Source organism: Polynucleobacter sp. UB-Raua-W9, assembly GCF_018687435.1.
In the GTDB taxonomy this organism is placed as follows: Bacteria; Pseudomonadota; Gammaproteobacteria; order Burkholderiales; family Burkholderiaceae; genus Polynucleobacter.
The window spans coordinates 1,784,084-1,808,071 of record NZ_CP061290.1; the positions used below are offsets into that span (position 1 = coordinate 1,784,084).

General features: G+C 42.8%; 29 protein-coding genes. 9 read left to right on the plus strand and 20 right to left on the minus strand.

Translation table 11 applies throughout. The annotated features are described in order from the left end of the window. Positions 1-19: 19 nt before the first annotated feature. Positions 20-1,648, plus strand: a complete 1,629-nt coding sequence (locus AOC07_RS09110) for a peptide chain release factor 3 (RefSeq protein WP_215358555.1) — start codon at positions 20-22, stop codon at positions 1,646-1,648. On the opposite strand, the gene AOC07_RS09115 is transcribed toward AOC07_RS09110, so the two are convergent. Together AOC07_RS09115 and AOC07_RS09120 are read right to left on the minus strand one after the other, a co-directional pair. Further along, positions 1,649-1,894: a hypothetical protein gene (locus AOC07_RS09115; RefSeq protein WP_215293368.1), complete on the minus strand. Its 246-nt coding sequence runs from the start codon at positions 1,892-1,894 to the stop codon at positions 1,649-1,651. 25 nt (positions 1,895-1,919) lie between these two features. Further along, positions 1,920-2,150 carry a DUF2798 domain-containing protein gene (locus AOC07_RS09120; protein WP_215293369.1) on the minus strand — a complete coding sequence of 77 codons (231 nt, stop codon included), beginning with the start codon at positions 2,148-2,150 and terminating at the stop codon, positions 1,920-1,922. A 169-nt stretch (positions 2,151-2,319) separates the two neighbouring features. Between AOC07_RS09120 and AOC07_RS09125 the strand changes: the two genes are divergently transcribed. The 4 genes from AOC07_RS09125 (at position 2,320) to AOC07_RS09140 (ending at position 4,378) form a co-directional block, all read left to right on the plus strand. Beyond that, entirely contained in the window at positions 2,320-2,457 is a 138-nt protein-coding gene (locus AOC07_RS09125) for a hypothetical protein (protein WP_215293370.1), read from the plus strand. Positions 2,458-2,536: 79 nt separating this feature from the next. Then, positions 2,537-2,932, plus strand: a complete 396-nt coding sequence (locus AOC07_RS09130; RefSeq protein WP_215357604.1) for a GNAT family N-acetyltransferase — start codon at positions 2,537-2,539, stop codon at positions 2,930-2,932. 20 nt (positions 2,933-2,952) lie between these two features. Continuing rightward, entirely contained in the window at positions 2,953-3,597 is a 645-nt protein-coding gene (locus AOC07_RS09135) for a histidine phosphatase family protein (protein ID WP_215357606.1), read from the plus strand. 10 nt (positions 3,598-3,607) lie between these two features. Further along, positions 3,608-4,378 (plus strand): MipA/OmpV family protein, encoded by a 771-nt coding sequence (locus AOC07_RS09140; RefSeq protein WP_215357608.1) that lies wholly within the window; start codon positions 3,608-3,610, stop codon positions 4,376-4,378. A 24-nt stretch (positions 4,379-4,402) separates the two neighbouring features. Here the strand turns inward: AOC07_RS09140 and AOC07_RS09145 are convergent, their stop codons facing one another. From AOC07_RS09145 to AOC07_RS09165, 5 genes are all read right to left on the minus strand, one after another. Beyond that, entirely contained in the window at positions 4,403-5,143 is a 741-nt protein-coding gene (locus tag AOC07_RS09145; RefSeq protein ID WP_215357609.1) for a sulfite exporter TauE/SafE family protein, read from the minus strand. 15 nt (positions 5,144-5,158) lie between these two features. Next, complete coding sequence (locus AOC07_RS09150) at positions 5,159-6,460, minus strand: alpha/beta fold hydrolase (RefSeq protein WP_215357610.1); 1,302 nt, start codon at positions 6,458-6,460, stop codon at positions 5,159-5,161. 79 nt (positions 6,461-6,539) lie between these two features. Further along, positions 6,540-7,094 carry a peroxiredoxin gene (locus AOC07_RS09155; protein WP_215357611.1) on the minus strand — a complete coding sequence of 185 codons (555 nt, stop codon included), beginning with the start codon at positions 7,092-7,094 and terminating at the stop codon, positions 6,540-6,542. Between the two features lie 320 nt (positions 7,095-7,414). Further along, a complete protein-coding gene (locus AOC07_RS09160; protein ID WP_215357612.1) occupies positions 7,415-8,014 on the minus strand; it encodes a histidine phosphatase family protein in 600 nt (199 codons plus the stop codon). Positions 8,015-8,155: 141 nt separating this feature from the next. After that, entirely contained in the window at positions 8,156-8,509 is a 354-nt protein-coding gene (locus AOC07_RS09165) for a MarR family winged helix-turn-helix transcriptional regulator (RefSeq protein ID WP_215357613.1), read from the minus strand. 70 nt (positions 8,510-8,579) lie between these two features. Here AOC07_RS09165 and AOC07_RS09170 point away from each other — a divergent pair, with 70 nt between their 5' ends. Beyond that, entirely contained in the window at positions 8,580-9,152 is a 573-nt protein-coding gene (locus AOC07_RS09170; protein ID WP_251371673.1) for a hypothetical protein, read from the plus strand. A 150-nt stretch (positions 9,153-9,302) separates the two neighbouring features. On the opposite strand, the gene AOC07_RS09175 is transcribed toward AOC07_RS09170, so the two are convergent. The 5 genes from AOC07_RS09175 to AOC07_RS09195 all read right to left on the minus strand — a co-directional run bounded on the left by AOC07_RS09175 (position 9,303) and on the right by AOC07_RS09195 (position 12,190). Further along, entirely contained in the window at positions 9,303-9,950 is a 648-nt protein-coding gene (locus AOC07_RS09175; RefSeq protein ID WP_215357614.1) for an MIP/aquaporin family protein, read from the minus strand. Further along, positions 9,947-10,426 carry an arsenate reductase ArsC gene (locus AOC07_RS09180; RefSeq protein ID WP_215357615.1) on the minus strand — a complete coding sequence of 160 codons (480 nt, stop codon included), beginning with the start codon at positions 10,424-10,426 and terminating at the stop codon, positions 9,947-9,949. The genes AOC07_RS09175 and AOC07_RS09180 overlap by 4 nt, the downstream gene beginning before the upstream one ends. Beyond that, positions 10,423-10,752: a helix-turn-helix transcriptional regulator gene (locus tag AOC07_RS09185; protein ID WP_215357617.1), complete on the minus strand. Its 330-nt coding sequence runs from the start codon at positions 10,750-10,752 to the stop codon at positions 10,423-10,425. The genes AOC07_RS09180 and AOC07_RS09185 overlap by 4 nt, the downstream gene beginning before the upstream one ends. 146 nt (positions 10,753-10,898) lie before the next feature. After that, positions 10,899-11,414 (minus strand): DUF1003 domain-containing protein, encoded by a 516-nt coding sequence (locus AOC07_RS09190; RefSeq protein WP_215293383.1) that lies wholly within the window; start codon positions 11,412-11,414, stop codon positions 10,899-10,901. A gap of 110 nt (positions 11,415-11,524) precedes the next feature. Next, positions 11,525-12,190, minus strand: coding sequence for a glycosyltransferase family 2 protein (locus tag AOC07_RS09195; RefSeq protein WP_215293384.1), 666 nt, complete (start codon positions 12,188-12,190; stop codon positions 11,525-11,527). Between the two features lie 185 nt (positions 12,191-12,375). Here AOC07_RS09195 and AOC07_RS09200 point away from each other — a divergent pair, with 185 nt between their 5' ends. Further along, positions 12,376-14,406, plus strand: coding sequence for an amidohydrolase family protein (locus AOC07_RS09200; protein WP_215357619.1), 2,031 nt, complete (start codon positions 12,376-12,378; stop codon positions 14,404-14,406). Positions 14,407-14,449: 43 nt separating this feature from the next. Here the strand turns inward: AOC07_RS09200 and cydB are convergent, their stop codons facing one another. The 8 genes from cydB to AOC07_RS09240 form a co-directional block, all read right to left on the minus strand. After that, the gene (gene cydB / locus AOC07_RS09205; protein ID WP_215357621.1) at positions 14,450-15,463 is read right to left on the minus strand and encodes a cytochrome d ubiquinol oxidase subunit II; all 1,014 of its coding nucleotides are present in this window, start codon (positions 15,461-15,463) and stop codon (positions 14,450-14,452) included. Positions 15,464-15,465: 2 nt separating this feature from the next. Continuing rightward, a complete protein-coding gene (locus tag AOC07_RS09210) occupies positions 15,466-16,818 on the minus strand; it encodes a cytochrome ubiquinol oxidase subunit I (RefSeq protein ID WP_215357623.1) in 1,353 nt (450 codons plus the stop codon). A gap of 243 nt (positions 16,819-17,061) precedes the next feature. Continuing rightward, on the minus strand, positions 17,062-18,480 hold the full coding sequence (locus tag AOC07_RS09215; RefSeq protein ID WP_215357624.1) for a sensor histidine kinase: 1,419 nt from the start codon (positions 18,478-18,480) through the stop codon (positions 17,062-17,064). 295 nt (positions 18,481-18,775) lie between these two features. Then, complete coding sequence (locus tag AOC07_RS09220; RefSeq protein ID WP_215357625.1) at positions 18,776-19,279, minus strand: HPP family protein; 504 nt, start codon at positions 19,277-19,279, stop codon at positions 18,776-18,778. Between the two features lie 135 nt (positions 19,280-19,414). Then, the gene (locus tag AOC07_RS09225) at positions 19,415-19,726 is read right to left on the minus strand and encodes a hypothetical protein (RefSeq protein WP_215357626.1); all 312 of its coding nucleotides are present in this window, start codon (positions 19,724-19,726) and stop codon (positions 19,415-19,417) included. 193 nt (positions 19,727-19,919) lie between these two features. Further along, positions 19,920-20,183, minus strand: coding sequence for a Txe/YoeB family addiction module toxin (locus AOC07_RS09230; protein ID WP_215357627.1), 264 nt, complete (start codon positions 20,181-20,183; stop codon positions 19,920-19,922). Beyond that, positions 20,180-20,422 (minus strand): type II toxin-antitoxin system Phd/YefM family antitoxin, encoded by a 243-nt coding sequence (locus tag AOC07_RS09235; RefSeq protein ID WP_215293387.1) that lies wholly within the window; start codon positions 20,420-20,422, stop codon positions 20,180-20,182. Before AOC07_RS09235 ends, AOC07_RS09230 begins: the two co-directional genes overlap by 4 nt. Before the next feature lie 271 nt (positions 20,423-20,693). After that, positions 20,694-23,108, minus strand: a complete 2,415-nt coding sequence (locus AOC07_RS09240; RefSeq protein WP_215357628.1) for a class I SAM-dependent methyltransferase — start codon at positions 23,106-23,108, stop codon at positions 20,694-20,696. Between the two features lie 250 nt (positions 23,109-23,358). Between AOC07_RS09240 and AOC07_RS09245 the strand changes: the two genes are divergently transcribed. Beyond that, positions 23,359-23,682, plus strand: coding sequence for a type II toxin-antitoxin system RelE/ParE family toxin (locus AOC07_RS09245; protein WP_215357629.1), 324 nt, complete (start codon positions 23,359-23,361; stop codon positions 23,680-23,682). Between the two features lie 44 nt (positions 23,683-23,726). Continuing rightward, positions 23,727-23,984 (plus strand): helix-turn-helix domain-containing protein, encoded by a 258-nt coding sequence (locus AOC07_RS09250; RefSeq protein WP_371816733.1) that lies wholly within the window; start codon positions 23,727-23,729, stop codon positions 23,982-23,984. The last annotated feature ends 4 nt before the right edge of the window (positions 23,985-23,988 follow it).

The following is a 23,988-nucleotide window of genomic DNA, read 5'->3' on the forward strand; positions in this document are numbered from 1 at the left end:
TAATAAGCACGGAATTACCATCGATACCACCACCTCCAGCACTCCGGCCGCAGAAGTATTACGTCGTCGCAGCTTTGCCATCATCTCCCACCCAGATGCCGGCAAGACAACGCTTACTGAAAAATTATTGCTATATGCAGGCGCCATCCAAATCGCAGGAAGCGTTAAAGCACGCAAAGCCAGTCGACATGCAACGTCTGACTGGATGGAAATTGAAAAGCAGCGCGGCATTTCTGTAGCAAGCTCGGTCATGCAAATGGAATATCGCTACTGCATCATTAATCTTTTAGATACGCCAGGTCACCAAGATTTTTCCGAGGACACCTACCGTGTGCTAACGGCGGTAGATTCCGCTTTGATGGTAATTGATGCTGCCAATGGCGTCGAATCGCAAACCTTACGCCTACTTGAGGTATGCCGCGCTCGCAATACGCCTATCGTTACCTTCATTAATAAAATGGATCGCGAGGTTAAGCCTCCGATGGAATTAATGGATGAGATCGAAACTGCCTTAGGTATTGAGGTGGTTCCGTTTACCTGGCCCGTTGGTATGGGCAAATCTTTTGCAGGCGTGATTGATATCGCTAATATGCGTATGCGCATGTTTAAGGCGGGTGAAGATCGCGTTACAGAAGACTCACATGCCGTAGTCGATGTGAATGACCCAGCACTCAAAGACCGCCTTGGAGCAGATTTAGAAAATGCCCTGGCAGAAGTAGCGCTTATCAAAGAAGCCATGCCTGCCTTTGATCGAGAAGCATTCTTGGCGGGTCGCCAATCCCCAGTATTTTTTGGCTCAGCCATCAATAATTTTGGCGTGCGAGAAATTTTAAATACGCTTGTTGAATTAGCGCCATCGCCAGGATCACGCAAAGCACTACAACGCGAAGTAAGTCCTGCTGAAAATAAATTCTCTGCAGTAGTCTTTAAGATTCAAGCCAATATGGATCCAGCGCATCGTGACCGCGTAGCTTTTTTACGTATCTGCTCAGGACACTTTCAGCGAGGCATGAAATTAAAGATTTGTCGTAATAACAAAGAGGTGCGCACCAACAATGCATTGTCTTTTCTTTCACAAAGACGCGACATTTTGGATGAGGCATTTCCAGGTGACATTATTGGATTACCCAATCATGGCCTGTTACGGCTGGGCGACACCCTTACTGAAGGTGAGCAATTGCAATTTACTGGCCTGCCTTTTTTTGCCCCAGAAATTTTTCGCATGGTTGAATCTGCAGATCCCTTGCGCTCTAAACAGCTCAGAACTGGCCTCATGCAACTCGGCGAAGAAGGCGCTATTCAGGTATTCCGTCCCATGGCTGGCGGCATCATGCTCCTTGGAGCCTTCGGTCAGCTGCAATTTGAAGTCGTAAGTCATCGCTTACAAACTGAGTATGGCGCTGAAGTGCGCTTGCTACCTGCTCGTTATAACTTAGCGCGCTGGGTTAGCTCAGATGATCCCGTTGCTTTGAAAAAATTTATTCAAGAAAATATCCATCGGATGGCAGAAGATGTTGTAGGTGCATCTGTTTTTCTTGCCTCGCATAAATCAGAATTGGATGTGGCCCAACAACGTTGGGAATCCATTCAATTCCATGCGCTGAGAGAACATGCCGGCCTCATTTATCAATCAGACCTAGCTGGTTAATTATTTATTTTTGACCTGCGCTAGCTTACAGTCAAAAACTGCAACCAGTTGCGTATCGCTATTTCTAAAAGAGGCAATCTTGCCATATTGCGCACAGTAGTCAGCCGCCTTTTTTGTCAATTGCTCCATAGTCTCGCCGCTACTGTTTAAAAAGGTAACGTGATTTGCATCAGATGCATCCGTGTACACGGCTGCACATGCACTCAAAGCCAATAGGCAAAATACAGTAGGGAAATAAAGCTTCATATATATCATTCCTTATTTTTAAGTACTATTTGGACATAATCTTCTCAACCAGTAAGGCGGTTATCTTGGTGGCAAGTGGTCTATAAATCAAAATGCAAACAATGGCGACGGGATAGGCCACCGACCATACCTCAAGCCATACTAGAAAGAAATTAGCAGCAGGCCCAACGCGCAAAAAGGTGGTTGCGAGCGTGATGCTTAATGACATCAAACACCCCATAACCAAGGCAAAGATGATATTTGGAAGATTAATCATGCCCTCATCATAGCGCCTGAACTTTTAAGCTGTTATTCTGAACTGTGATCACTATTGTGCGCCCTAGATAGGGGGATCTCTTGAGCATCTCTCTTGAATTCATCATTTCATTACTCTAGGAAAACTCATGGCTGTAGGCCAAAATCAAAGAAACAGAAAAAATGACCCCATGCTCACAAAAACAGGCAAACCACGCCTTGGGCCACTAAACGCTACTCAGCTCAATAAACTACTCGAGGCCAGCAATAAGCCAAAAGAGAAAAGCAAAATTTTGCGCGCAATTAGTAAACAGGCAGCTGCTGCATAAATACCAAGCCCCGATATTTCGGGGCTTTTTTTGATTTGAATGTTTATCATGGGCAATCAACTCTCCTAAAAGGAATCGGATGATTAGCTACCGAGTCAATGCCAACATCACTACAGAGCAAGCCATCGACCTCTACACTCATTCAACATTAGGAGAGCGAAGGCCCATTGATAACATCAATACTTTTGAGTCCATGCTCAAAAATGCAAACCTCACTATTACGGCATGGGATGGTGACAAGTTAGTCGGCATATCGCGCTCATTGACTGATTTTGCTTATATTGCCTACTTGGCTGACTTAGCAGTGGACCAAGAATATCAACGCACAGGAATCGGCAAGCAATTGATCGAGGAAACCCAAAATCATCTGGGCCAAGATTGCATGATCGTCCTGCTGGCTGCGCCAAAAGCACATGAATACTACGAACACTTAGGGTTTGAACATCACCCACGAGCCTGGACTCTCAAGAAATAATTAGCCCTTATTATTGCTACATGACTACAACACGCTTTTGCTTAGTGCGCCATGGAGAAACCGATTGGAATGCCGAGCGCCGCCTGCAGGGCCACACTGATATTGAGCTAAATACTCGCGGCTTAGCCCAGGCAACTCAGATGGCCAGAGCTCTGAAGAACATGAATTTTGAATTTGATGTTCTCTACACCAGTGACTTACAAAGAGCTCGGCAAACCGCTAAAGCCATCGAAAGCTTGTACTCGGTTTCGGCTATTGGCCACAGTGCCCTGAGAGAACGCAACCTTGGTGCTTTGCAGGGTCTTACCCTGAATGAGGCGCCCCACATTGAGCCAGATCTCTGGCAAGCTCACCTGAGCAGAGATATTCACCAAGAGATGTGTGGCGGAGAAAGTATCCTGCAATTTTCAAGTCGGATCAAATTTGCGCTTGATGAAATTCAAAAAAGTCATGCTGGCAAAACTATTTTGCTAGTAAGTCATGGCGGAGCCTTAGACATGATGTATCGAATAGCAAGTAATCAAGCGCTTGATTCAGAAAAGGTAGTAGCTGTTCCAAATGCATCGCTCAACTGGATTAGCCATGATGGATTGAGCTGGAAAGTCGAAAACTGGGCAGACACTAGCCATCTTGATAGCTTGGCCCTGGATAACTTGGACCTCTAAAGTAGTGAACATGAAACTATTCCTAAAAGCCCCTGCTTATCTGCTGCTTGTCCTTCTATCGACACCACTGTATGCCATGGACGATGTTCCAGATAGCCTCCCAGATCATATAGTCGGCGATATTGGTGCAGCGGTCTACACCTCCAACCTGCGCATTGGAACTGAAGGAACGCAATCTCTAGCATTGCCCTATGCCTTTTTTGACTATCAGCGTTTTTTTGTGCGCATTGATGAGGTAGGCATTAAAACCGTCAAGATGGGTTATGGTTACTTAGAAGTCATCGGCAAAATTAATCTGGATTCCTATAAAGTGAAGTCGCCATTTAATGGCACCTCGATTAATCGTAGCGATCCAATACCTCTTGGTATAGGAAGCTTTCAAGAAACTCCCATTGGTGGATTCTTTGTGAACGCCTATCATGATTTTGGAAAATCCAAGGGTGCTCTTTATGAGTTTCTTTATTTTGCTGAACTAGAAACCTATCAGAAAATTATTGTTTATCCACAAGTGGGAGTAGAGAGGCAATCAAGCCAGTATGCCAATTACTACTACGGCATCAATCCTGGAGAGTCCCAACTCACAGGCTATAGCGCCTACTCGGCACCGGCTACTAACAACCTACTAGCAGGTTTAATGGTTGAGATACCTGTAGTCGATAACTGGTATGTGAATTTATATGGCAAGCGCAAATGGATGGGTAATGGGGTTAACAATAGCCCAGTGATGAATCGCTCTTTTCAAGACAATCTATTTGTTGCCCTGGCTTATCGCTTTAAATAAGACGCAAACGATTTACTAATGTCCCTAAAAAGACATCGCCAAGATGGAGGCTCCTGAGATCAGCATAACTAGCTCCATCAGCAATAAAAACTTCTCTTCTGGTAAAGCTAAAACAATTCGTTTAGAAAAAATTGAGCCTATCAAGACAAAGCCGCCAATCAATAGACCCTGCACAATTGCAGCGGCATTTAAAAAACCAAGCTGATGAAAAGTAATCCCCTTGGTTAATAAAATGGATAAGGTGCTTGCAGCCTCAGTGCCCAAGAAGGCGCCCTTCGTTAAACCAAATGCCAAGAAGAATGGTGTATTAATGGCGCCTGTCGTCGCCACTATTCCAGTGAGATAGCCAATTCCAGCGCCCACCAAACTCATTTGCCATAACTTCAAATAAAAATTCTTTTTTCGCATCCATCTACGAATCGGAATAAGGAAAATGAGAAAAAGCCCAAGGGTAATTTCAACAAGACGATCGTTAAGAGCAACCAAAGTATTCACGCCTAATATCACTGCGGGTATTGCAGTGATACTGTAGACAAAACATACCTTCCAGTTGATCGCGCCCCACCACAAAAAGATACGAGATAAATTTGCGACTGTGGCAACCAGTGCAATCACGGGTATTGCTTGAATTGGCCCGTAAAAATACACTAGGGCTGGCATTAAGATAATCGTAGTACCAAATCCTATAACGCCCCCCAAAACCCCAGCGCCCAGACCCAGGAAGCCCAGCACTAGGGTCTGAATCAGTAGGTCTGGAAAAATCATACTATTAAATTACCGTCAATTTTGTGGGCAGGCATTCGCTAAAGTTTTTCCTGCAATACGATCCTTTACCCAAGGTAAATATAAAGGTGCGGCGGTGCCTGGCGTAGAAAAATGGGTTTGTTCTCCCGGCAATTGAACTCTATCAATATTGCCGCCCAGCTTACACATCTGTTTTTGATAAAGCTCGCCCATCACGGGCGGTACAACCGTGTCTTTTGTGCCCCAGTAAATAACTACGGGGGCCAATGGCTTAACTGGATTAACACTTCCCCTCAAAAACGCTTGGGCCCATGCCAAAGTATTCTGCGCCTGAGGCTTTAAGAGATTTTTATACTCGGAGCCATAGGCATAGTTCAAGGTATCGGCTGATGCATGAATACACTTATTAGAATAAATTGTATCGATTGCTTTAGCACCATCATCGCTTAATAAATCCGTTAATTGAAGATTTGGAAAGGCTGCCTGTGTACCCCATAGGGTCATCGAAAAATGTGCAAAGTTAAAAACATTATCTGAGAAACTTGCCGTTAACTCACTAATCATTTTTTCTGATATCGCTTGATCAAGCCTAGTTCCAGGCATTGTTACCGCAACATCATAGGGAGCTAGTGCCACGAAACCTACTGGCTGAATATCGTCAAATGCCGTTCCTTTTTTGGAGATGTAATCTGGCATGCTGGCAGCAGCAATAGTAGTTCCACCACCTTGTGACCAGCCATAAATGATTGCCTTCTTGCCCGCGCCGGTTTCTGGCATAGAACCAACCGCTCTAATTGAGTCAATCGTATCTTTGGCCTGAGTAATTGCTACTGCGTATTGATGCTTGCCCCCGCCGCCCTGACCCTGATAGTCAGTGCCAACAACTACATAGCCTTCTTTAATAAAGGCCTCTACGCTTGGAAGTCCATAATCTGTCCAAGAGTTTCCATTCAATAAGAAATATTCATTTAGTGGAACAGCGGGATTGGTTAATTGGGACGGTCCACAGTTTTGCGCCGTTCCTGTAGTGCCATGTGCCCACGCCATTACCGGCCTACCCTTTGCTGGGGCCTTACCAATCGGCGCAACAATGAGTGCAGTAGAAATGGTTTTTCTATCGCTCACGTCTGAAGAGATGTATGCAATTCGCCACGCTTGTGCTCCAGAAATGGGTGTTGGTATTTGTTCTTTTTTGATGACTTGTCCCAATTTACCCTCTGGAGTCATTTTGCTCACAGCCTGATAAAAAGGAGGAATCGATGGTTCTGCGTGAGAGACTGCCGCATACAGACTAAAGCCAATAGATATAGCAACAACTTTGCATAAGATCTGTTTCATTCTGGCTGACCCCAACGTAAATTAATAAAATTATTCTAGCGAAGCTTTTATATTCCAGACTGGAGGGCGAGAGTGTTGACTAACGCTTTTTTAAATAATCTACAACCCAAGCTGCGTCGCTGTCGCTCGGAAAGATTGGATAGTGAACAGCTTCGATCACGCCATGATTCGCTATCAGAGTAACTCGCTTCAGCAATGTCATACCTGCCGCAATAAAAGTTGGCATATCCAGTGCTTTTTGAAACTCATAATTTGCATCACTTACAACCGGAAATGGTAAGTGCAGCCTATCAACCATCTCTTGTTGATAGGCTGTGGTTTGAACGCTTAAGCCCATTACCTCAGCGCCAAGAGCCTGTAACTCTTGATAGTGATCTCTAAATGCACAGCTCTGTGGCGTGCAGCCTCGAGCACCAGGAATCTGATCCCAGCCATCAGGCAAAGCCACATTAGGCTGCCCTGTCATTGGGTAACAATAAATCACCAACCTTCCCTTAACGCCCCCGATTTCAATCAACTGGCCATTAGTGGCCCGCAATGAAAGCTTAGGAAGCCTCATGCCTTGTAGATGATCCGTAGAGCCATCATCTTGCGGAATAGGAAGATCGGCAGGGAGTTCGCTAAAGTTTGTCATATGTAATGAAGGGGATTATCTGCCCTGACAAACAAGCGGCCGCTCCCAGATTGGCTTTTCTTCACTAGGGCCGCAATTGACCCCTACTGATGAGTCGGTACTAGCAAGGCAACCCCCTAGAAGCGCAACAAATAAAAGCAAGGAAACTAGTTTGAATATTTGCTTCATATAAAGACATCCATCAATTTATATGGTGACATTCTCTCATGAACGACGGAAGCACAAAACAAGGCTCTAAATTACCTACAGATGGTTCACGGGATCAAATGAATGCGCGACCTATTCTGAATTGGCAATCTTTCACTAAAAGTAGGCTGTAATCATTTAGAGGCATCAACTAGCTCCCGACTAGGATATATTGTGTGGGAAAGATATCCTCCATCTTTATTTACCCTCACCAAAACCATATCACCCTGACTGATATTTTTTCCCATAAAGGCTCGAATATTGACATGATGTGTAACCAGAATAATGGGGGCGTTAGCTTGTTTATCTAATGTACCTTTAATAAATTGCGTTAGTTCTTTTGTTTTCTTTTGCTCCAAGCTCATATCATCAAAAAAAGAGCTTAGTGACAACTCTGTTTTTACAGGGCCCAAATTCAGCAGCCGAGCCGTATCAGAGCATCTGCACCAAGGGCTACTGAAAATTCGAGCATTCTCGATACCTTGCCTGCTTAGCCAATCGCCAATCGCTTTGGCTTGCTTTTTCCCATAATCACCTAAGTTGCGTTGGGTTGAACACTGGCCAATTACATAGCCAGCTGGGTCTCCATAGCCGGGAGCATCAGCATGTCGCATCAATAAAACATGCTGGCCATCTTTTAGATCGTCTGCTAGTCCAGCGTTTACTTGCGAAGCAAAAAGTAGGGTGCTGAATACAAAAATTAAAGTAAGAATTTTTTGATTAAAGCGGCTCATTTGAATAGGATTATTTGGTAGTTGAAATAAGAGCCCCATCCTAATCTAAGGTGCGAAATTCTGCCAGATCAAAATAAAAAACCGCCCTAAGGCGGCTTTATTGCTTCTTGGTAACCCAAGGCATAAAAAGGACTATCCCACCTAACTACTTTTTAGCGCCTTCTCTAAACAAGCAGATAAATCCTCATAATGCTTCATTGCTTTTGCTGTAGGAATCACTTGCTTTCTACGAGCATCGGCCTTGTCCTCATTGAGCTTTACGTAACCCATTGCGACTAAATTCTGAATGCGCCCATGGAGCGTCGCTTGTGAACCAAGTTCACGCAAGGAAATCAAATCGCCAACCAGCAGCACGCTGCCTTGTGAGACTCCCAAGGCAATGCGGTTAAGGAGTTGCTCTTCGGTTGCATCTAGTTTCTTACCTGGACTGATTCGATCTAGGCCATCCATAAAATTCAAAAAACGAATATAGGCTGAAGGTTTAATAGCTTTCATGGCCGAGATTTTACCCCCCCCCGTAGTAAAAACCAGTATGCTGTGCACTAATAAAGCTCATAATTATTGAATGCCTATTTTCAAAGCCTTTGGCCAATCCCTCGTCGAAGTCGCCCTTAGTATCACGCTTTATATGGGATTCTTTTACTTCAATCAATTCATTACTGCGCCACTTGAAGATGCTAGAGGGGTTAATTGGATTTTCCTGCCTGCGGGCATCCGTATTTTTCTGACGCTGATATTTGATTACTCCGGCGCCATCGGCTTAGCCATCGCCTCTTTGTTCATTAACTATATTGGCTACTATTACGCCGACCCAATGACAACCCTGGGCATTGCGATTATCTGTGCGGCGGCACCTCTACTAGGTAGGCATTTTGTAATTCACAACCTTCGAGTTCGACCGGATTTGAGCAATATCTCCTTCAAACAGCTTTTGGGGTCAATCCTTGCATACTCTTTATTGAGCTCGGGATTTCATCAGTTATGGTTTGTGACAAGGGGCCTAGATTCGGGCAGCTTAAATCACTTCATTGCCATGTTCTGCGGAGATGTGATGGGGTCAATCTTATTCGTAGCCACAATCAAATATGGTATCGATCTTGTAAAAGGCAAGCGAGGTAGAGATCATTTGATTGAGTAATGCTGTTTTTCATGGACGGTCTAGTCACAGTGGGAATTGAAAATCCTTGAGAAATGAAATCTAACCAAGCCGAGCCTCAAGAGAAAATGGCCTGTTTACTGGGCTATCTTGATTCTTGGTGACCTAGGTCCAGGAGGCTCAATTTTATCGCTAAGACTGCCGCTTTGAATGACAAAACAATACAAGCATCACCAATGCCGCCAGCACTTCAAAAAGCGCAAATCCGAAAACATCATTCGGGGCGATTCCAACAAATGTATTTGTCAAACTTCTTGCTAGGGCAACGGCAGGATTGGCAAAAAATGTTGAAGAAGTAAACCAATAGCCTGCTGTGACAGTTAGGGCTACAAGCATGGGCACTCTATCTTTAGCCTCTTTGTCACCAATACGAATTACCGCGAGTAATGCGAGGGTTGATACAAATTCACTTACCCAAATACCTGGGCCTGTTCTGACCTTGGTAGATTCTTGAATTATGGACAGACTGAACATTAAATGGGTCAGCCATATTCCAGCAATAGCGCCACTGAACTGACAAACCCAGTAGCCCAACATTTTTTTCAAATCGAGATGGCCCAACTTCCAAAACATCAATGTAACGACTGGATTGAAATGCGCGCCAGAAATGGGCCCAAGCAAAGTAATTAGCACATATAAGCCTGCTCCGGTGGCAATGCTGTTTCCTAGAAGCGCGACTGCGGCATTACCAGCCCCCAATGTCTCGCCCATAATTCCCGAGCCGGTAACGATTGCTAGTAGCAGGGCTGTGCCAATAAATTCAGAGAGGTAAGATTTCATGCTTTTGTGTGAATCTCTTTTAGGCTCATTGAATCTAGTTTATCCAATGGCATTGCGGCAAGAATGTTAATTCGCTTTTCAAGTCCATTCATAACGCTTACGAAAGCGGCTTTCTTTTCTAAGTCTGTACCCTGAACTTGTGATGGATCTGGAAAGCCCCAGTGAGCAGTCACAGGCTGGCCCGGCCAATAAGGGCATTGCTCGCCAGCAGCTTGATCACAAACAGTAATGATGAAATCCATCTTAGGAGCATCGGGCAGCCCATAGACATCCCAACTTTTGCTTTTGAGCTTGGCTGAGTCATAGCCCATTTCTTTTGCGAGGTCGGCGGCAATGGGATTAACAGAAGTGCCTGGACTAGAACCCGCTGAATAGCCAACAAACCTGCCACTTGGGTGAGTAGAAGAAAGTGCCTCACCAATAATTGAGCGGGCTGAGTTATGGGTGCATAAAAATAGAATGTTGTATTGTTTCATTTGGCCTTGGCTTTCTGAAGAGGTTGAACGAGGCTACACGGTTTACCACCACAGCAGTTATCTAATAAAAACTCACTTAACTTTAGAACCTGTTCTGCATTTGGGCGATAAATCAAATTACGGCTTTGACGCTCAACCAACAAGAGTTCGGCATCAAGCAAATCTTTTAGGTGAAAACTAAGCGTGGCATTAGGAATGCCTAGTTTTTCAATAATCTCGCTCGGAGTTAATCCCTTATCACCACGCTGAACAATGAGGCGAAATACATTAAGCCGGGTTTCTTGCCCTAGTGCGAGAAATGCTGAAATAGCTTGAGTATTTTTCATATTTCCAATTATATGGAAATATATATTTCATGATTGTGACAACTAATATCGTTTCAAACGATAGCAAGCAGCATCAGGATGTCTAGTGGATAAGTTCTTTTAAGGACAAATCATCATTCGAACAAATGGGCGAGAGATACCGCCTCTTACTTGCGATAGCTATCAAATTTTTGACTCAGCGCCTCTACGGCCTTTGTTAAGGCGAACAGCTCTTTCTCTTTCATCATATCTATTTTTTGATGGAGCAATTCAATTTCCAGCTCTGCCTTTACATTAACCTCAAAATCATTATTAGCCTGTTGCCGATCAATTTCTGAGAGTCGATTTTGGCTCATCATAATTGCCGGTGCGGTATAGGCAGCCTGAAATGACAGCATTAGATTTAAAAGAATAAAGGGGTACGGATCCCAAGTATTGCTGTTGCTTATTGAGTTATAAACAATCCAAGTAGAGATACATACACTTTGGATAATGATGAACTTCCAAGATCCCACGGTCTTTGCTACCACATCTGATATTTTTTGCCCGATAGTTAATGATCCGATGGGCTGTTCTATGTGCGCAGAACTTTGAAGGGGAAGACCGGCGCGGTGCTTTCTTCTGTGGGCACGCAGAGCCTCTAAAACTTGTAGCTCTTGATTGGTGGGCGTAGCTATTGTCATGTGGCTCTCCTAATAAACTTCACTCTACACCCTATAAACAATAAAACCACCCGTAGGTAGTTTTATTGTTTATAGGTGGCCCGGGGAGAAGTTGACCTGGGTTCTAGCCATTATTCAAAGTCGTAACTTTTCTCTAACTCCGGTATCTGGAAAATTTCATGAGAGTATTTCAAAAAATTTTCTCGGTGCCTTCTGTAGAATAAAAGTCCCTCTTTGATACTAGCTACAGAGGCACCTTGTTCAAGCATCTTATCCCAAAGGTTCCAATCCTCTTGGGGGTGGGCACCATCTTCATATCTTTTTTTATAGCCGATTTTTTGACCCAAGGCTGTTCTATACATCATGGATCCGTGATGCTGTTCTTGACGATTCCAATATAAATCACCCTGATGGGGAAACGCTTGGATGGGTATCCGCATTAAGATGTCCTTCTTTAATTCTCCGGTAACAATAACGTCGTAAGTAACAATATCGGCACTGGCATTAGATAGCATTTCAATTGCGTCTGAGCGCAACCAATTATCAGCCCCTATAAATAAGACATACTCAGTATTTACTCTAGAAAGCATGTCTTGAAAGTTATCTACAACGCCTAAATTTTCATCCCTCAGTACGTATTCAATATCAGGATATAAAGCTGGTAAATGATTGCAATCAAAGCCACCATCATCAACAAATAAAATTCTCGCAGGAGAAATCGTTTGGGAGAGCAGTGACTCGATGCAATGGGCGGCAAGGTGTCCATATCTATAAGAAGCAATAACGACAGTAATCATATTGAGTGTCATTAGAGCATGAAACCATGACATTAATACTCATATAATCCGAACCGCCATTCCCCAGACTCCAAAGATGCTTTGAGTATTTTTTGGCGTTGCAGAATCGATCAATTAAATACATGTAATGAGCAAGTAACAAAGAAATTGTAAATTCTTTGGTTTTCTTCCAACACTTAGGTTTCATGCCACTAATTCGTAAAATTCTTTTGCTTCTTATTTTGATGGGGTCCTGCTTTGTTGCTCTGTCTTCTGAAATAAAGTACGTAGTCCTACTTGAAAATGGAGTCAAAGCAGGTCATCAAACCGTCAAACGTCATGGCAATAAAGTTGATGTTAATTTTGACTTTAAAGAAAATGGGCGAGGACCAACCCTAAAAGAGCACATAACGCTAGCCTCTGATGGGACCATGAAAAACTATCGCGTTTCGGGTATTTCTGAAATGGGTGGTGCAGTAAGAGAACAATTTACCATCAAACATAGCCCCAAGAAATTAAATCAAGGCGGCTTTTATCTTCCCATGAATTCCTCTTGGGAGGTAAATTCGCTGATGATTACCGCCCTTAGTAAAAGTAAGAACAATTACTTACCATTGCTCCCCTCGGGCGGAATCAAACAACAGGTACTCGATGAAGTGATCATCAAAAAAGGCCTGCAGCAACAAATCATAAAACTGGTCATGCAGGTTGGCATTGGACTAAGGCCAGACTTTTTTTGGGCAACCACAGGAAAAAATCCGAGATTATTTGCGGCTCTTATTCCCGGCTATTCATACTTGATTGAAGAGGGGTGGGAGGAAAGTCTTGCAACACTTAGCGAGAGACAAAATCTTGCAAATCAGAAAATTCTCCAGCAAAAAGCGCAACAACTACAGCACTCGATTGATAGCTTTTTATTAATTAAAAATATTCGTATATTTGATAGTGAAAATGCAGTTCTAACCGAACCCTGTGATGTACTAATTGAGGGGAAAAAGATCGCCAGAATTTCTCCTATTAATTCTCCAATTGAATTTGGTGGCAAAACAATTGATGGCTCTGAAAAAACCCTTCTGCCTGGACTATTTGATATGCATACCCATATCAACAAGTGGTCAGGGTTATATCACCTATCTGCTGGCGTCACCACAGTTCGTGACATGGGCAATTCAAATACAGAAGTTCAAGAAATCATTAATCAGAGTGCAAATAATCAACTACTTTTCCCGCATATTATTCCCGCAGGGTTCATAGAAGGTAAAAGCGAATACTCCTCTTCCGATGGGATCATGATTGAAAATCTAGCCCAAGCAAAAAAAGCCATTGATTGGTATGTTGAGCATGGATACCCTCATCTAAAAATCTATAGCTCTTTTCCTAAAGACTTGGTGAAGGAAACTAGTGCATATGCACATGAAAAAGGCATGACTGTTGGTGGTCATGTTCCTGGTTTTATGAAGGCTGATGAAGCTATTGAATCCGGTTTTAATGAACTTAACCACATCAATCAAGTAGTGCTCAATTTTCTGATAGATAAAAAAACCGATACAAGGACATTAGAAAGATTTTATTTGCCAGCCGAGCAGACGGGGTCAATAGAACTTGATTCTCAAGAAGTAAAAGCATTTATTAAATTACTCAAAGAGAAGCAAATTACCATTGATCCAACCTTATCTGCTTTTGATTTTCTAAAGCAACAAGATGGCGAAATGGCTGAGCCATTTGCTGGTATTGCTGAACATTTACCCCCCGATTTACAGCGTAGCTTTAAAACTGGAACCATGAATATTCCGGATGCGGCTACCGCGAGTAGATACAAAAACTCGTATAACAAAATGATAGAGTTTGTAGGGCTATTGCATAAGGATGGCATATCACTTGTTGCAGGAACAGACACCTTGGCAGGGTTTGGGTTGCATAGCGAACTAGCGCTTTATGTCAAAGCAGGTATTTCACCTGCACAGGCCCTCCAAATTGCCACATGGAATGCTGCAAAAGTTAGCAATACGCTTAGAGATAGGGGCTCTATTGAAGTCAATAAACTTGCAGACTTAATTATTGTTGATGGCGACCCAACTACTAATATTGAGGATATTAGAAAAATCTCTACAGTCGTCACAAATGGCATGGTGATTTACCCAAATGAGCTTCATGCCGCGCTTGGCGTTAAACCTTTCACCACAGACAGCATTATGGTTGCTGAAAAATCAATAGCAAATCAACAGCTAAATAAATAGAAGATTTCCGGCAATGCTATTTGTCGTTTAAAACAACATTGCTTTAATAATAACTAAGAGGCTCAGTTTTTCCCCAAAAGATTTTATAAGAATAAATGGTGTATCCAATAATGGTTGGCAGTACAACTACAGCCCCCCAAAATATTACCCATAATGATTCTGTAGCCGAAGCAGCTTCCCAGATTGTCATTTTATCTACGACGATATAGGGGAACATGCTGTAAGCGATTCCTAAAAAAGCCAAAACAAAAATCGCTACACTCAGGGCAAAAGGAATCCAAACTGGCGCTGGCTTATCTCTTTGCATTTTTATCAAGTTCAAATCAATCAAGATAAAACATGCCAAGGTTAGAGCTGGAAAGGGCAATAAGAAAAAAATATTAGGAAAATTAAACCACTTAGCCGCAATCTCTGAACTAAAGAATGGCGTAGCTATCGAAATGATTCCTACGCCTAATGCTGTTAACAAAAGGCACTTTCTTGCCCATCCAACAGCCTTTCGCTGTAGTTCACCAGACGTCTTCATGATTAACCAGCTGGCTCCTAATAGGGCATATCCAGCAGGCAGACAAAGCGCAACGATGAAAGAAAATATCCAACCCAAGTAACCGGAATCAAAACCAATCACCTCTCTACCAACCATCACTCCTTGAGATGCTGCGGCCAAAAAGCTACCAAAAAAGAATAAAAAATTCCAAACTGATTTTTGGCTCAAATGTGCTTTTGCGCGAAAGTCAAAAGACACGCCTCGCAATATTAAGCCGGCCAACATAATGCCTACTGGCAGATAAAGCTCAGTCAAAATAATTCCGTGAGCCATTGGAAAGGCAATCAGGAGTACGCCGACTCCAAGCACTAACCATGTTTCATTGGCATCCCAAAAAGGTCCGATTGATGAAATCATGATGTCTTTTTCTGACTCACTTGCCTGATTCAACAAGATGCCCACGCCCAGATCGTATCCATCTAGAACAACGTAAGCGACCATAGCAATGCCCATTGCAACCAAAAAGAAAAGGGGTAGCCAACCGGAGGGTTCGTATAAATTAGGAATCATTTTTATGCTCCTACAGTGCTATTAGTTAAGCCTGATTTTTGTCCATTAATCACCTGCGCTGAATTGGCTTGTCTTGCCAAATAAAAAACCACCCAAATATAAGAAGCAATGAGACCTAAATAAAGTACTACATACATCACCAGCGTGCCTAAAATCATATTGGTGGGCACTTTTGTAACTGCATCAGCAGTTTTGAGCACCCCACTAACAAGATAAGGCTGTCTACCTATTTCGGTCACATACCAACCAGCAAGCACTCCTAGCCAACCAGAGAAGGTCATAACATTTAGAGTTTTTAAGAACCACTTTGGCGGCGCTTTGCTTTTTCTAGTCAGATAAAAACCAACCCCCGCAGTAAAGAGCATCAGCATGCCAATGCCCACCATAATGCGAAAAGCAAAGAATACGGGGCTAACTGGCGGGGTGGCGCCAGGAAAGGCATCCAAACCCTTTACTTCTCCATCCCATGAATGCGTTAAATACAAAGATGCCAGCTTTGGAATAGCTATTTCGTATTGATTGGCTTTCAGACTTTCATCAGGTATGGCAAACAAAACCGCGGGGGCACCTTTTGTTGTCTCCCAAATGCCTTCCATTGCAGCCACTTTTACAGGCTGATATTCCAGCGTATTTAGACCGTGCAAATCACCAAGCACAATTTGTAATGGCGTCAACACCACCGCTACCGTCATTGCCATCTTAATCAGTACCCGATTGCCAACAAGGTTAATGCCCTTCAAATATTGATAAGCAGAAATGCCCGCTATTAAAAACGTTACCGTTAAAAATGAGGCCGTCATCATATGGAAGAAGCGATACGGCATGGAGGGGTTAAAGACAATCTCAACCCAATTCGTCGCATGTGCTTGGCCGTTAATCATCTCGAACCCTTGGGGTGTTTGCATCCAAGAATCTAGCGCAATGATCCAAAATGCTGAGAGGGAAGTGCCAAAGGCAACTAAAAATGTGGCGACAGTATGGGCTCTTTGCGAGACTCTTTTGGAGCCGAACAACATAATCCCTAAGAAAGTTGCCTCAAGGAAGAATGCGGATAAAACCTCATAACCCAGTAATGGCCCTGCGATATTGCCTACAGTCTCCATATATCCAGGCCAATTGGTTCCAAACTGAAAGCTCATCGTGATGCCGCTAACAACGCCAAGGGCAAAAGTTAAGGCAAATATCTTGACCCAAAATTGATAGGCTTGACCCCATATCGAGTCGCCAGTTTTATTAAATTTGACTTTGAAATAAAAGAGTACCCACCCTAAGGCAATTGATATTGTTGGGAAAAGAATATGAAAAGTCATATTCGAAGCAAACTGAATTCTACTAAGAATGAGAGCATCAATCATGGCCACCCTTTTTTTAATTTACCGTTTGATTATGCGCCTTAGAAGCATTAAAAAACATTGCTTGATTAGATTGGTCAACTATGAGCAGATGCATACCGCTTAAATCATCACCAGGCCATCACGGGGATGAAAAATTCCACTCATCATGCATCGCTTTAAACAATGTTTCTTATAGAGAGCTGTTGAGATTCTTGGTGGCACGGGGCCGGATCTAAACAGGGCTTAGGCTGCCTGGCTCTATCTCTAGACTAATGAAGGCAGTTGCATCGAAAACTTAGCGCCGCCGCTATCAGCATCCTCATAAACAATAGAGCCGCCATATCTAGTGATGATATGCCTACAAAGCCATAGCCCCAAACCCATACCAGTCTGCTTGGTAGTGCTTAATAGCTCAAAAAGCTGGGGTTTAAATTCAGGAGAAACACCTGTTCCATTGTCAGAAACGCTTAATTGAACTAACTTACCAGCCTTAACAGCCTCTATGGAAATACGGCGCTGAAGCGTTCCCGAGTTAGCCAATGCCTGCACAGCATTATTTACCAAGTTCAATATCACCTGCACCATTTCAGCTGGGTTAACCTTAATTACTAAATCATCATCGACTTGAAGCTGAATTTGAATATTCTTGCTCTTAAGTTCTGGCTTAACAATATCCAACACTTTAGATATCAAATCACCCAATTGAACTTCTTCGGCGCTTGAGTCACTTTCAGTAAAAATTGATCTAAGTGATTTAACAATCGTTGCCGCTCTTTGGTTATCGACCTCCAATGAATCTAGAATCTCCTTACCCAACTCAGGATTGAGAGCTCCTTTTTCTAACTTCATCTTTAAAAACTGAATATTTAGGCTGGATGCGCCAAGTGGTTGATTGAGCTCATGAGCAATCGATGCCGATAAGGCGCCAGTAGCGACAGTCTTATTGGCTTTGAGGAGCCCATAAATCAATCGCTCTTTTTCTTTTAAGAGCTCGGTAATTTTTTGGTTTTCTCTAATGGTCTGAGTATTCTCAATGGTAATTTTTTTTAATGAATGGCCAATAATTGCTATATAAGAAAAGGTTGTTAATGAGAATAAAATCCACCTCACCGCCGCAGTCAAGGTCGGCTCATCATATAAGTGAATAAAAGATGGTGGATCAATATAAATAAGGATGACTAATCTAGTGGTGACGAATATTAATTCTCCAACCATCGTGAATATCAAGAATGTTGGCAAATCAATCCGAAATTTATGAAGACGCTTCAATTCCAACAATTGCCAAATAATTGCTAGGTCAGTCAACACCATAACGAAGCCCACTCTCTGTACAAATGTCCCTCGTTGCATGAGATATTCGAATATCAATCCAATGGTCAATACTGCAAGCAAGATTCCCCACTTAAACTGTCGGGAGATGGGTTGACTTAGGGAGCGGCAATATGATGCCAAATAGATATAGCCACCAAGAAGACAAGTATTTGCTAATGTAAGGAGCTTTATCTCGATAGCTGGCGCAATAGCAAAAAAAGTAAAGCTAGATGCCTCCAAAATAAGGGCTAAATACCAAAAACCCTCAGGTTGAATAATTTTCTTTGCTGAGATTAAATATTTTGAACCAAAAACTAACCCCCACATTATTAGGGAAAGTGCGGCAAAAAAGAGTTCGTTAGCGTATTTCATTTATTTAAATATTACTACCTTGAGCTACATGTTGTGACATACCGCTTTAAACGAGATCGCAATCATTAACTCTTAGTTTGCATTGCTTAAGCCCGTGCTGACCAGCACAGGCATGTCAAATTGATTTATTTTTTAAAGGGGCCTATAGAGCAGAATAGCCGAGTCTCATCGCAATTAATCCCGCCAAACCTTAAAAGAAAAATAGTCCAACACGAGGGCTATTGAAATTCTTGGTGGCCCGGGGTGAAGTCGACTGGGGCAAAGGATGCCAATCCTGGGCAAATGAAGTTAACTTTTACCAATATTTTGGGTAATTTTCCTTTCGAGTTAAATTCAGATAAATCAAGGCAAATATGACTATGATCATCGCGCCTGTAGCAACTGGAAATATCAAGAAGCTCCAACCAGGCTGAGCCAGAAAAATGATTACGGGATTTGATCCTGCCGGAGGATGGACGATTCTAAATAAAATCATTATGCCAATTGCCATAGCTACTGCCAAAGCCAAAGACAAAATGGTTGGGCCCAGAAAAGTCAAAAAAAGTAGGCCAATAAATGTAGTGATGATGTGCCCCAGCACTACGTTTCTAGGTTGAGAAAATGGTGCGTCTGGATAAGCAAAAACTAATACACAGGTTGCTCCGAATGAACCTAATATGAGGGGTGTAGATATCGCATCCGCCAATAATGCCAAAACAGCAATTATCAAAAACCCGCCTAGACAAGCTAATCCAATTTTATTAAGTGGCACTGAGGGCGGCAACCGCTGTTTATCGCCTAGCAACTTTTTTAAGAACATTTGGCCTCTAAATAATCTGATTAATAGTAAGGCAATCTTAAAAGAAATAGCCCAACAAGAGGGTTATTGAGATTCTTGGTGGCCCGGGGCGGAATCGACCAGGGCCCATGATGACTTACTCTAGGCCTAGGCTGGTTACCGATAACCCAATAAGTCGTCCTCGGTTCGCTTTTGCCCCTCCACGAAACGCTTAGTGCAAATTCCTGCTCCACTTTGACCACTTTGTTTTTTGGAGTCGACCTGCATTTGATATAAGGCATCAAAACAATCTCTTCTATTAACAAACTTTAAGGTTTCTGTGTGGGTTTGTTTGCCCTTGTAAAAATGAAAGAAATCTAAAGTCCAAAACTTATCGCCCTGAATGCCGGTATTGCTTTGCTCAGCAGGAGGCGGATGAACGCAAGAGCTCAAGAGGGCCGCAAGGCAAATAATGAATAACTTATGCACTTTGATTATCTACCGCCTGTTGAGTTTAAGAAGATAGCATTAGTGTATCTAAATCATACTAACCTACAGAATCTCTTCCGCCGGCCTAAATGAAAAAACCACCTTAAGGCGGTTTTGGTCATTCTTAGTGGCCCGGGGCGGAATCGACCACGGCTACAGGATGCCTACATCCGCACTTAGACTAATGCCTACTTTATTCGTAGTGAGTCCACATTCTTAAGATTCGAACCGTCTTCTCCTTGCGCAAAATTTCATAAACTAAGCGATGCTGAATATTAATTCTGCGTGAGTAAGCCCCTTTTAGATCACCAACTAACTTCTCATAAGGCGGTGGATTTTGTAGGGGATCTACTTCTAAAATATCCAATAAAGCCTGGGTTTTATCTTTAAGGCCTGCGGCAGATAGTTTTTTTGCATCCTTAATGGCATATTTGGAATAAGCTAAATTCCAAGTCACCACTTCAATGCCCTTTTACTTTTAGCAATAGGCTCAGCCATAGCGTCTTTAATTGATTCACGCATTCCTGGAATGGCCAATAGATACAGCGTCTCCTGAATAGCGCTCCAATCTTCTTCAGAAACTAAAACCGCATTTGCTCGCTTACCAGAAATAACTACTGGCTTGTGTGACTCTGCTGTCTGATCAATCAACCGGTAGAGACCGGCGCGTGCTTCGCTTGCGGTTATTGTGGTCATGATTTCACTCCTTTTCAATATAGTACGCAAAAGCGTACGCTTTGTCAAGTTGCCATCTCATGCGCCCGACCAAAAGAAAATGCCCCGCACGGAGCAAGGCATTATTTAAATCTTGGTGGCCCGGGGCGGAATCGACCAGGGCCGAGGATTCTCAAATCCATTGCCCTCTCTAGGCTCTTTTATTGGAAAAAGTAGTCAGCCTCATAAGGGTTGTTAAATTTAATGGGGCTATATACAAACCACCTCAACTCTCCAATGACCCATTTGAGTATTAAACCTTTTTTTGAACCAATAATTGATACATCTGTCTAAATATGCGGGGATTTTCGTTTTCAAAGATATGCCAATTTTTCAAATTTAGGCCGGATGGATCATCTGGAAATCGGAGTTTGTAGGCTGCAGAGCTTGATCTGTCAATATCCAGCCCTATTAATTTAAGCTGATGTTCTTCCAAAAATTCGGCAATCATATTTAACTGCATTCTATGTTCCTGAGCATGAAAAATTAAGTCGTGACAACCGCTCATGCTGTAAAAGTCAACGCCACCTGCAAGGCATTCAATATCATCTAAATTTTTTAATCCGAGTAAATAATGGCGATAATTACGAATACCCTCGGGCGTTGATTGAATTCCATCCTGACTGACTAGTTCTCTTGCCCTAACAATTTCTTTTCTAGCGAGTTCGCTGTAAAACCCAAGCCTCATCAATCCATTTGGCTTGAGCATTGAAAGAAGAGCCTCCCACCCCTCAAATGGCCGCTCTAAATGATGCAAAACCCCCACCGCCTCTATGACGTCGAACGTCCTTCCAAGGCAAGTTAACTTGAGAAGATCGGCTTGTGCGTACTCTATTGACTCAATTCCCATTTCTATGGTTTTTCTCTTGGCATATGCAAGGCTAGACATGCTCAAATCTACTGCAAGAATATTTGCCCCCTTAATAACTTGTGAACAAGTTATTGAATGCTCGCCAGTACCGCATCCCGCAACTAGAACCTCGAGATTATGATCATTTTGGAGTGGAGAAAAATTGATAGCAGGGTATTTTTTTGAAATAAATACATTGAGACCCTTGCTATTGACAGCCCTCGGCAGCCTGACCCATCTAGGATAGGGGCTTTGCTCATATTGACTCTGAACCGCCAAGGACACTTGACCGTCAAACTCAGTTAACGTTGGGATAGCCCTTTTCAGCTCAAACTCTTCGAATGGCTCTTGAATCTGCTGCTTTAAAACAGCCATTACATCTTTAGAGTACTTTTTTTGAAGTAACGCCTCAGATTGTTTAATATTATGGAGGGGGAAGTAACACCCTGCTGCAAGTATCAAGTAAGACGGAACCTCCTGCTGCTCATTTGATAATTCGGCTAGACGCTCACGCAAAGAGCGTACTAACACCAGCTCCTCTGGACTTTGGTAATAAATATATTCATTAATGAAGCATTGTTGAGCAAGGGCTCCATATAAAGCTTCTTCGTTGCCAAGGGTCTGATTTGACGAGAGTGAGTTAGCAAATTTGAGGAAGTACAAGCGCATGCTAGAAAAATATTTCTCTAGCTGTCGATCAGCAATCGGCCCAGAAATTAATATTGCACAAAGCAAAGAAGAGAAGGGAGAATTTTTTCTGGCAATACCAAATATACTGGCATCTTTAAAAAATCCACCCTCAAATTCAAGAAGCACCTTTTGAAAATCTGGTTCTAACTTTAAAAGTTGGCATGCAAATCGCCCAATATCATGGGATTTTCCCCAAGGCTCAAGTAGTGCAGTACTCACCATGCTAGCGAGTTTTGCATCCCAAAGTGTGGGATGTATATTTCTTAGCGTATCGATAAAAAGATTTTTTGCTTCTTCGCTTGGCTTAAATTGAATTAACTTTGCAAACACCTCGAGTGCATATGCAGAGTTTCCCATCTCCAACAAAGTAATTCCAAGGTTATGGTGAGCCTCTTCATAGTCTTGCCTAAGTACAATTGCTTTTCTATAGCTTATTTCTGCCTCAGTAAACCTGGCCGCTTCCTGCAAGAGAGTGCCTAAGTTATAGTGGGCCTCTGCAAAGCCTGATCTGAGCACTAAAGCGCTCTTATAGTGCCGCTCAGCTTCTGCAAATTTTTTTAGATTTTGCAAGACAATGCCTAGATTGTTATACGCCTCTGAATATTTTGGGTTTAGCTCTACAGCCTTTTTAAACTGAACCAATGATTCGTTATGGCGCCCTTGCTCTCGCTGAACATTGCCCAAGTTATTAAAGGCTTCAGCATAGTTGGGCCTAAGATCTATAGTTTTTTTATAGCTCAGCTCAGCTTCCTGAAGTTTACCTAGCTCCTGCAAGGTAACACCCAAATTAAGGTGCACTTCTGGAATATCAGGTTTAATTGCAATCGATTGTTTGTACCCAAGTACAGCATCCTCTAATCTCCCGAGCGCTTTTAATGTATTGCTTAAGTTATAAAAGGCCTCAGGATCACTCGGATCTAATCGAAGAACTGTGTTATTGGCAAACAATGCTCCCTGCATATTTCCTGCCGATTGCAGAAGTGCGCCGAGTATTTTCCAGGCCAATGGATTGCCTGGCTGCTCTTGTGTAATAGAAATTGCTAATTTGTAGGCTTCGTCATAGCGAGCAGCTTGATAATGCTCCACCAAAATTGCTAAAGCCGACTGAAAAGAGTTTTGTGTATGCATTGGAAATAGATCGCTTTAACTGTGGATGTTATCACCCATTCCAATCAGAGCCGACACGCCAACAGCGCTTTTCTACGGAGTGGGAGCTAAAAACTTAAGTCAATAGGATGCATTAGATTTATTGTGTTTTTTTGGTGACAGGGGCGGAATCGAACCACCGACACAAGGATGTCTGACTCTGCTTTTAAGCTGCTTTTTTAAAGGATAGTCTCCCCTTGCCTAATGATAACAAATTTGTTATCATATGCGCATGGCCTATTCCATTATTTATTACAGTCAAGATGTTCAAGAAGACATCATGAATTTGCCTGTAACTCTTCAAGCTCGTTATATTGGCTTGACCGACCGCATGATTGAGTATGGCCCTAACTTGGGCTTGCCACATACCGATGCTTTTGGTGGTGGTCTATTTGAATTAAGACTTAAGGGTGCTGAAGGCATTGCGAGAGTTTTCTTTTGTACGATGGTAGGGCAAGAAATTGTCATGCTCCATAGCTTTATTAAGAAAACTCAAAAGACGCCAGAGAAAGAATTAAAACTTGCCAAGCAACGCATGAAGGAGTTAAAGAAATGACAACAAAAACCAAAACCCTAACCCATAAACAACTGGTCAGCAAGATGCTCAAGAATCCAGCCGTTAAGGCTAAGGTGGAGCAACTTAATCGTGAAGAGTTCGCCATTCTCGATGAGATTCTAACTGCTAGAAAAGAAGCGGGCCTTTCTCAGGCTCAAATTGCTAAACGCATGGGTACACAAGCCCCAGCTATTGCTAGACTAGAAAGCTCCTTGGCTACCGGAAAACATTCTCCAAGCTTAAGCACTCTCAGAAAGTATGCGGCGGCGCTGGGCAAAAGAGTTGAGCTTCACCTAGTCTAAAGCT

What these genes read in the sequence shown, in the direction of transcription:
- AOC07_RS09145 (WP_215357609.1), bottom strand. Translation starts at nt 5,143, where the DNA reads ATGATTTTTCCAGACCTACTGATTCAGACCCTAGTGCTGGGCTTCCTG.
- AOC07_RS09160 (WP_215357612.1), bottom strand. Translation starts at nt 8,014, where the DNA reads ATGAGCCGCTTTAATCAAAAAATTCTTACTTTAATTTTTGTATTCAGC.
- AOC07_RS09150 (WP_215357610.1), bottom strand. Translation starts at nt 6,460, where the DNA reads ATGAAACAGATCTTATGCAAAGTTGTTGCTATATCTATTGGCTTTAGT.
- AOC07_RS09125 (WP_215293370.1), top strand. Translation starts at nt 2,320, where the DNA reads ATGCTCACAAAAACAGGCAAACCACGCCTTGGGCCACTAAACGCTACT.
- AOC07_RS09130 (WP_215357604.1), top strand. Translation starts at nt 2,537, where the DNA reads ATGATTAGCTACCGAGTCAATGCCAACATCACTACAGAGCAAGCCATC.
- AOC07_RS09245 (WP_215357629.1), top strand. Translation starts at nt 23,359, where the DNA reads ATGGCCTATTCCATTATTTATTACAGTCAAGATGTTCAAGAAGACATC.
- AOC07_RS09190 (WP_215293383.1), bottom strand. Translation starts at nt 11,414, where the DNA reads ATGACAATAGCTACGCCCACCAATCAAGAGCTACAAGTTTTAGAGGCT.
- AOC07_RS09165 (WP_215357613.1), bottom strand. Translation starts at nt 8,509, where the DNA reads ATGAAAGCTATTAAACCTTCAGCCTATATTCGTTTTTTGAATTTTATG.
- AOC07_RS09175 (WP_215357614.1), bottom strand. Translation starts at nt 9,950, where the DNA reads ATGAAATCTTACCTCTCTGAATTTATTGGCACAGCCCTGCTACTAGCA.
- AOC07_RS09215 (WP_215357624.1), bottom strand. Translation starts at nt 18,480, where the DNA reads ATGAAATACGCTAACGAACTCTTTTTTGCCGCACTTTCCCTAATAATG.
- AOC07_RS09155 (WP_215357611.1), bottom strand. Translation starts at nt 7,094, where the DNA reads ATGACAAACTTTAGCGAACTCCCTGCCGATCTTCCTATTCCGCAAGAT.
- AOC07_RS09250 (WP_371816733.1), top strand. Translation starts at nt 23,727, where the DNA reads ATGCTCAAGAATCCAGCCGTTAAGGCTAAGGTGGAGCAACTTAATCGT.
- AOC07_RS09220 (WP_215357625.1), bottom strand. Translation starts at nt 19,279, where the DNA reads ATGTTCTTAAAAAAGTTGCTAGGCGATAAACAGCGGTTGCCGCCCTCA.
- AOC07_RS09140 (WP_215357608.1), top strand. Translation starts at nt 3,608, where the DNA reads ATGAAACTATTCCTAAAAGCCCCTGCTTATCTGCTGCTTGTCCTTCTA.
- AOC07_RS09185 (WP_215357617.1), bottom strand. Translation starts at nt 10,752, where the DNA reads ATGAAAAATACTCAAGCTATTTCAGCATTTCTCGCACTAGGGCAAGAA.
- AOC07_RS09120 (WP_215293369.1), bottom strand. Translation starts at nt 2,150, where the DNA reads ATGATTAATCTTCCAAATATCATCTTTGCCTTGGTTATGGGGTGTTTG.
- AOC07_RS09235 (WP_215293387.1), bottom strand. Translation starts at nt 20,422, where the DNA reads ATGACCACAATAACCGCAAGCGAAGCACGCGCCGGTCTCTACCGGTTG.
- cydB (WP_215357621.1), bottom strand. Translation starts at nt 15,463, where the DNA reads ATGATTCCTAATTTATACGAACCCTCCGGTTGGCTACCCCTTTTCTTT.
- AOC07_RS09115 (WP_215293368.1), bottom strand. Translation starts at nt 1,894, where the DNA reads ATGAAGCTTTATTTCCCTACTGTATTTTGCCTATTGGCTTTGAGTGCA.
- AOC07_RS09170 (WP_251371673.1), top strand. Translation starts at nt 8,580, where the DNA reads ATGCCTATTTTCAAAGCCTTTGGCCAATCCCTCGTCGAAGTCGCCCTT.
- AOC07_RS09240 (WP_215357628.1), bottom strand. Translation starts at nt 23,108, where the DNA reads ATGCATACACAAAACTCTTTTCAGTCGGCTTTAGCAATTTTGGTGGAG.
- AOC07_RS09135 (WP_215357606.1), top strand. Translation starts at nt 2,953, where the DNA reads ATGACTACAACACGCTTTTGCTTAGTGCGCCATGGAGAAACCGATTGG.
- AOC07_RS09180 (WP_215357615.1), bottom strand. Translation starts at nt 10,426, where the DNA reads ATGAAACAATACAACATTCTATTTTTATGCACCCATAACTCAGCCCGC.
- AOC07_RS09200 (WP_215357619.1), top strand. Translation starts at nt 12,376, where the DNA reads ATGCCACTAATTCGTAAAATTCTTTTGCTTCTTATTTTGATGGGGTCC.
- AOC07_RS09195 (WP_215293384.1), bottom strand. Translation starts at nt 12,190, where the DNA reads ATGATTACTGTCGTTATTGCTTCTTATAGATATGGACACCTTGCCGCC.
- AOC07_RS09210 (WP_215357623.1), bottom strand. Translation starts at nt 16,818, where the DNA reads ATGATTGATGCTCTCATTCTTAGTAGAATTCAGTTTGCTTCGAATATG.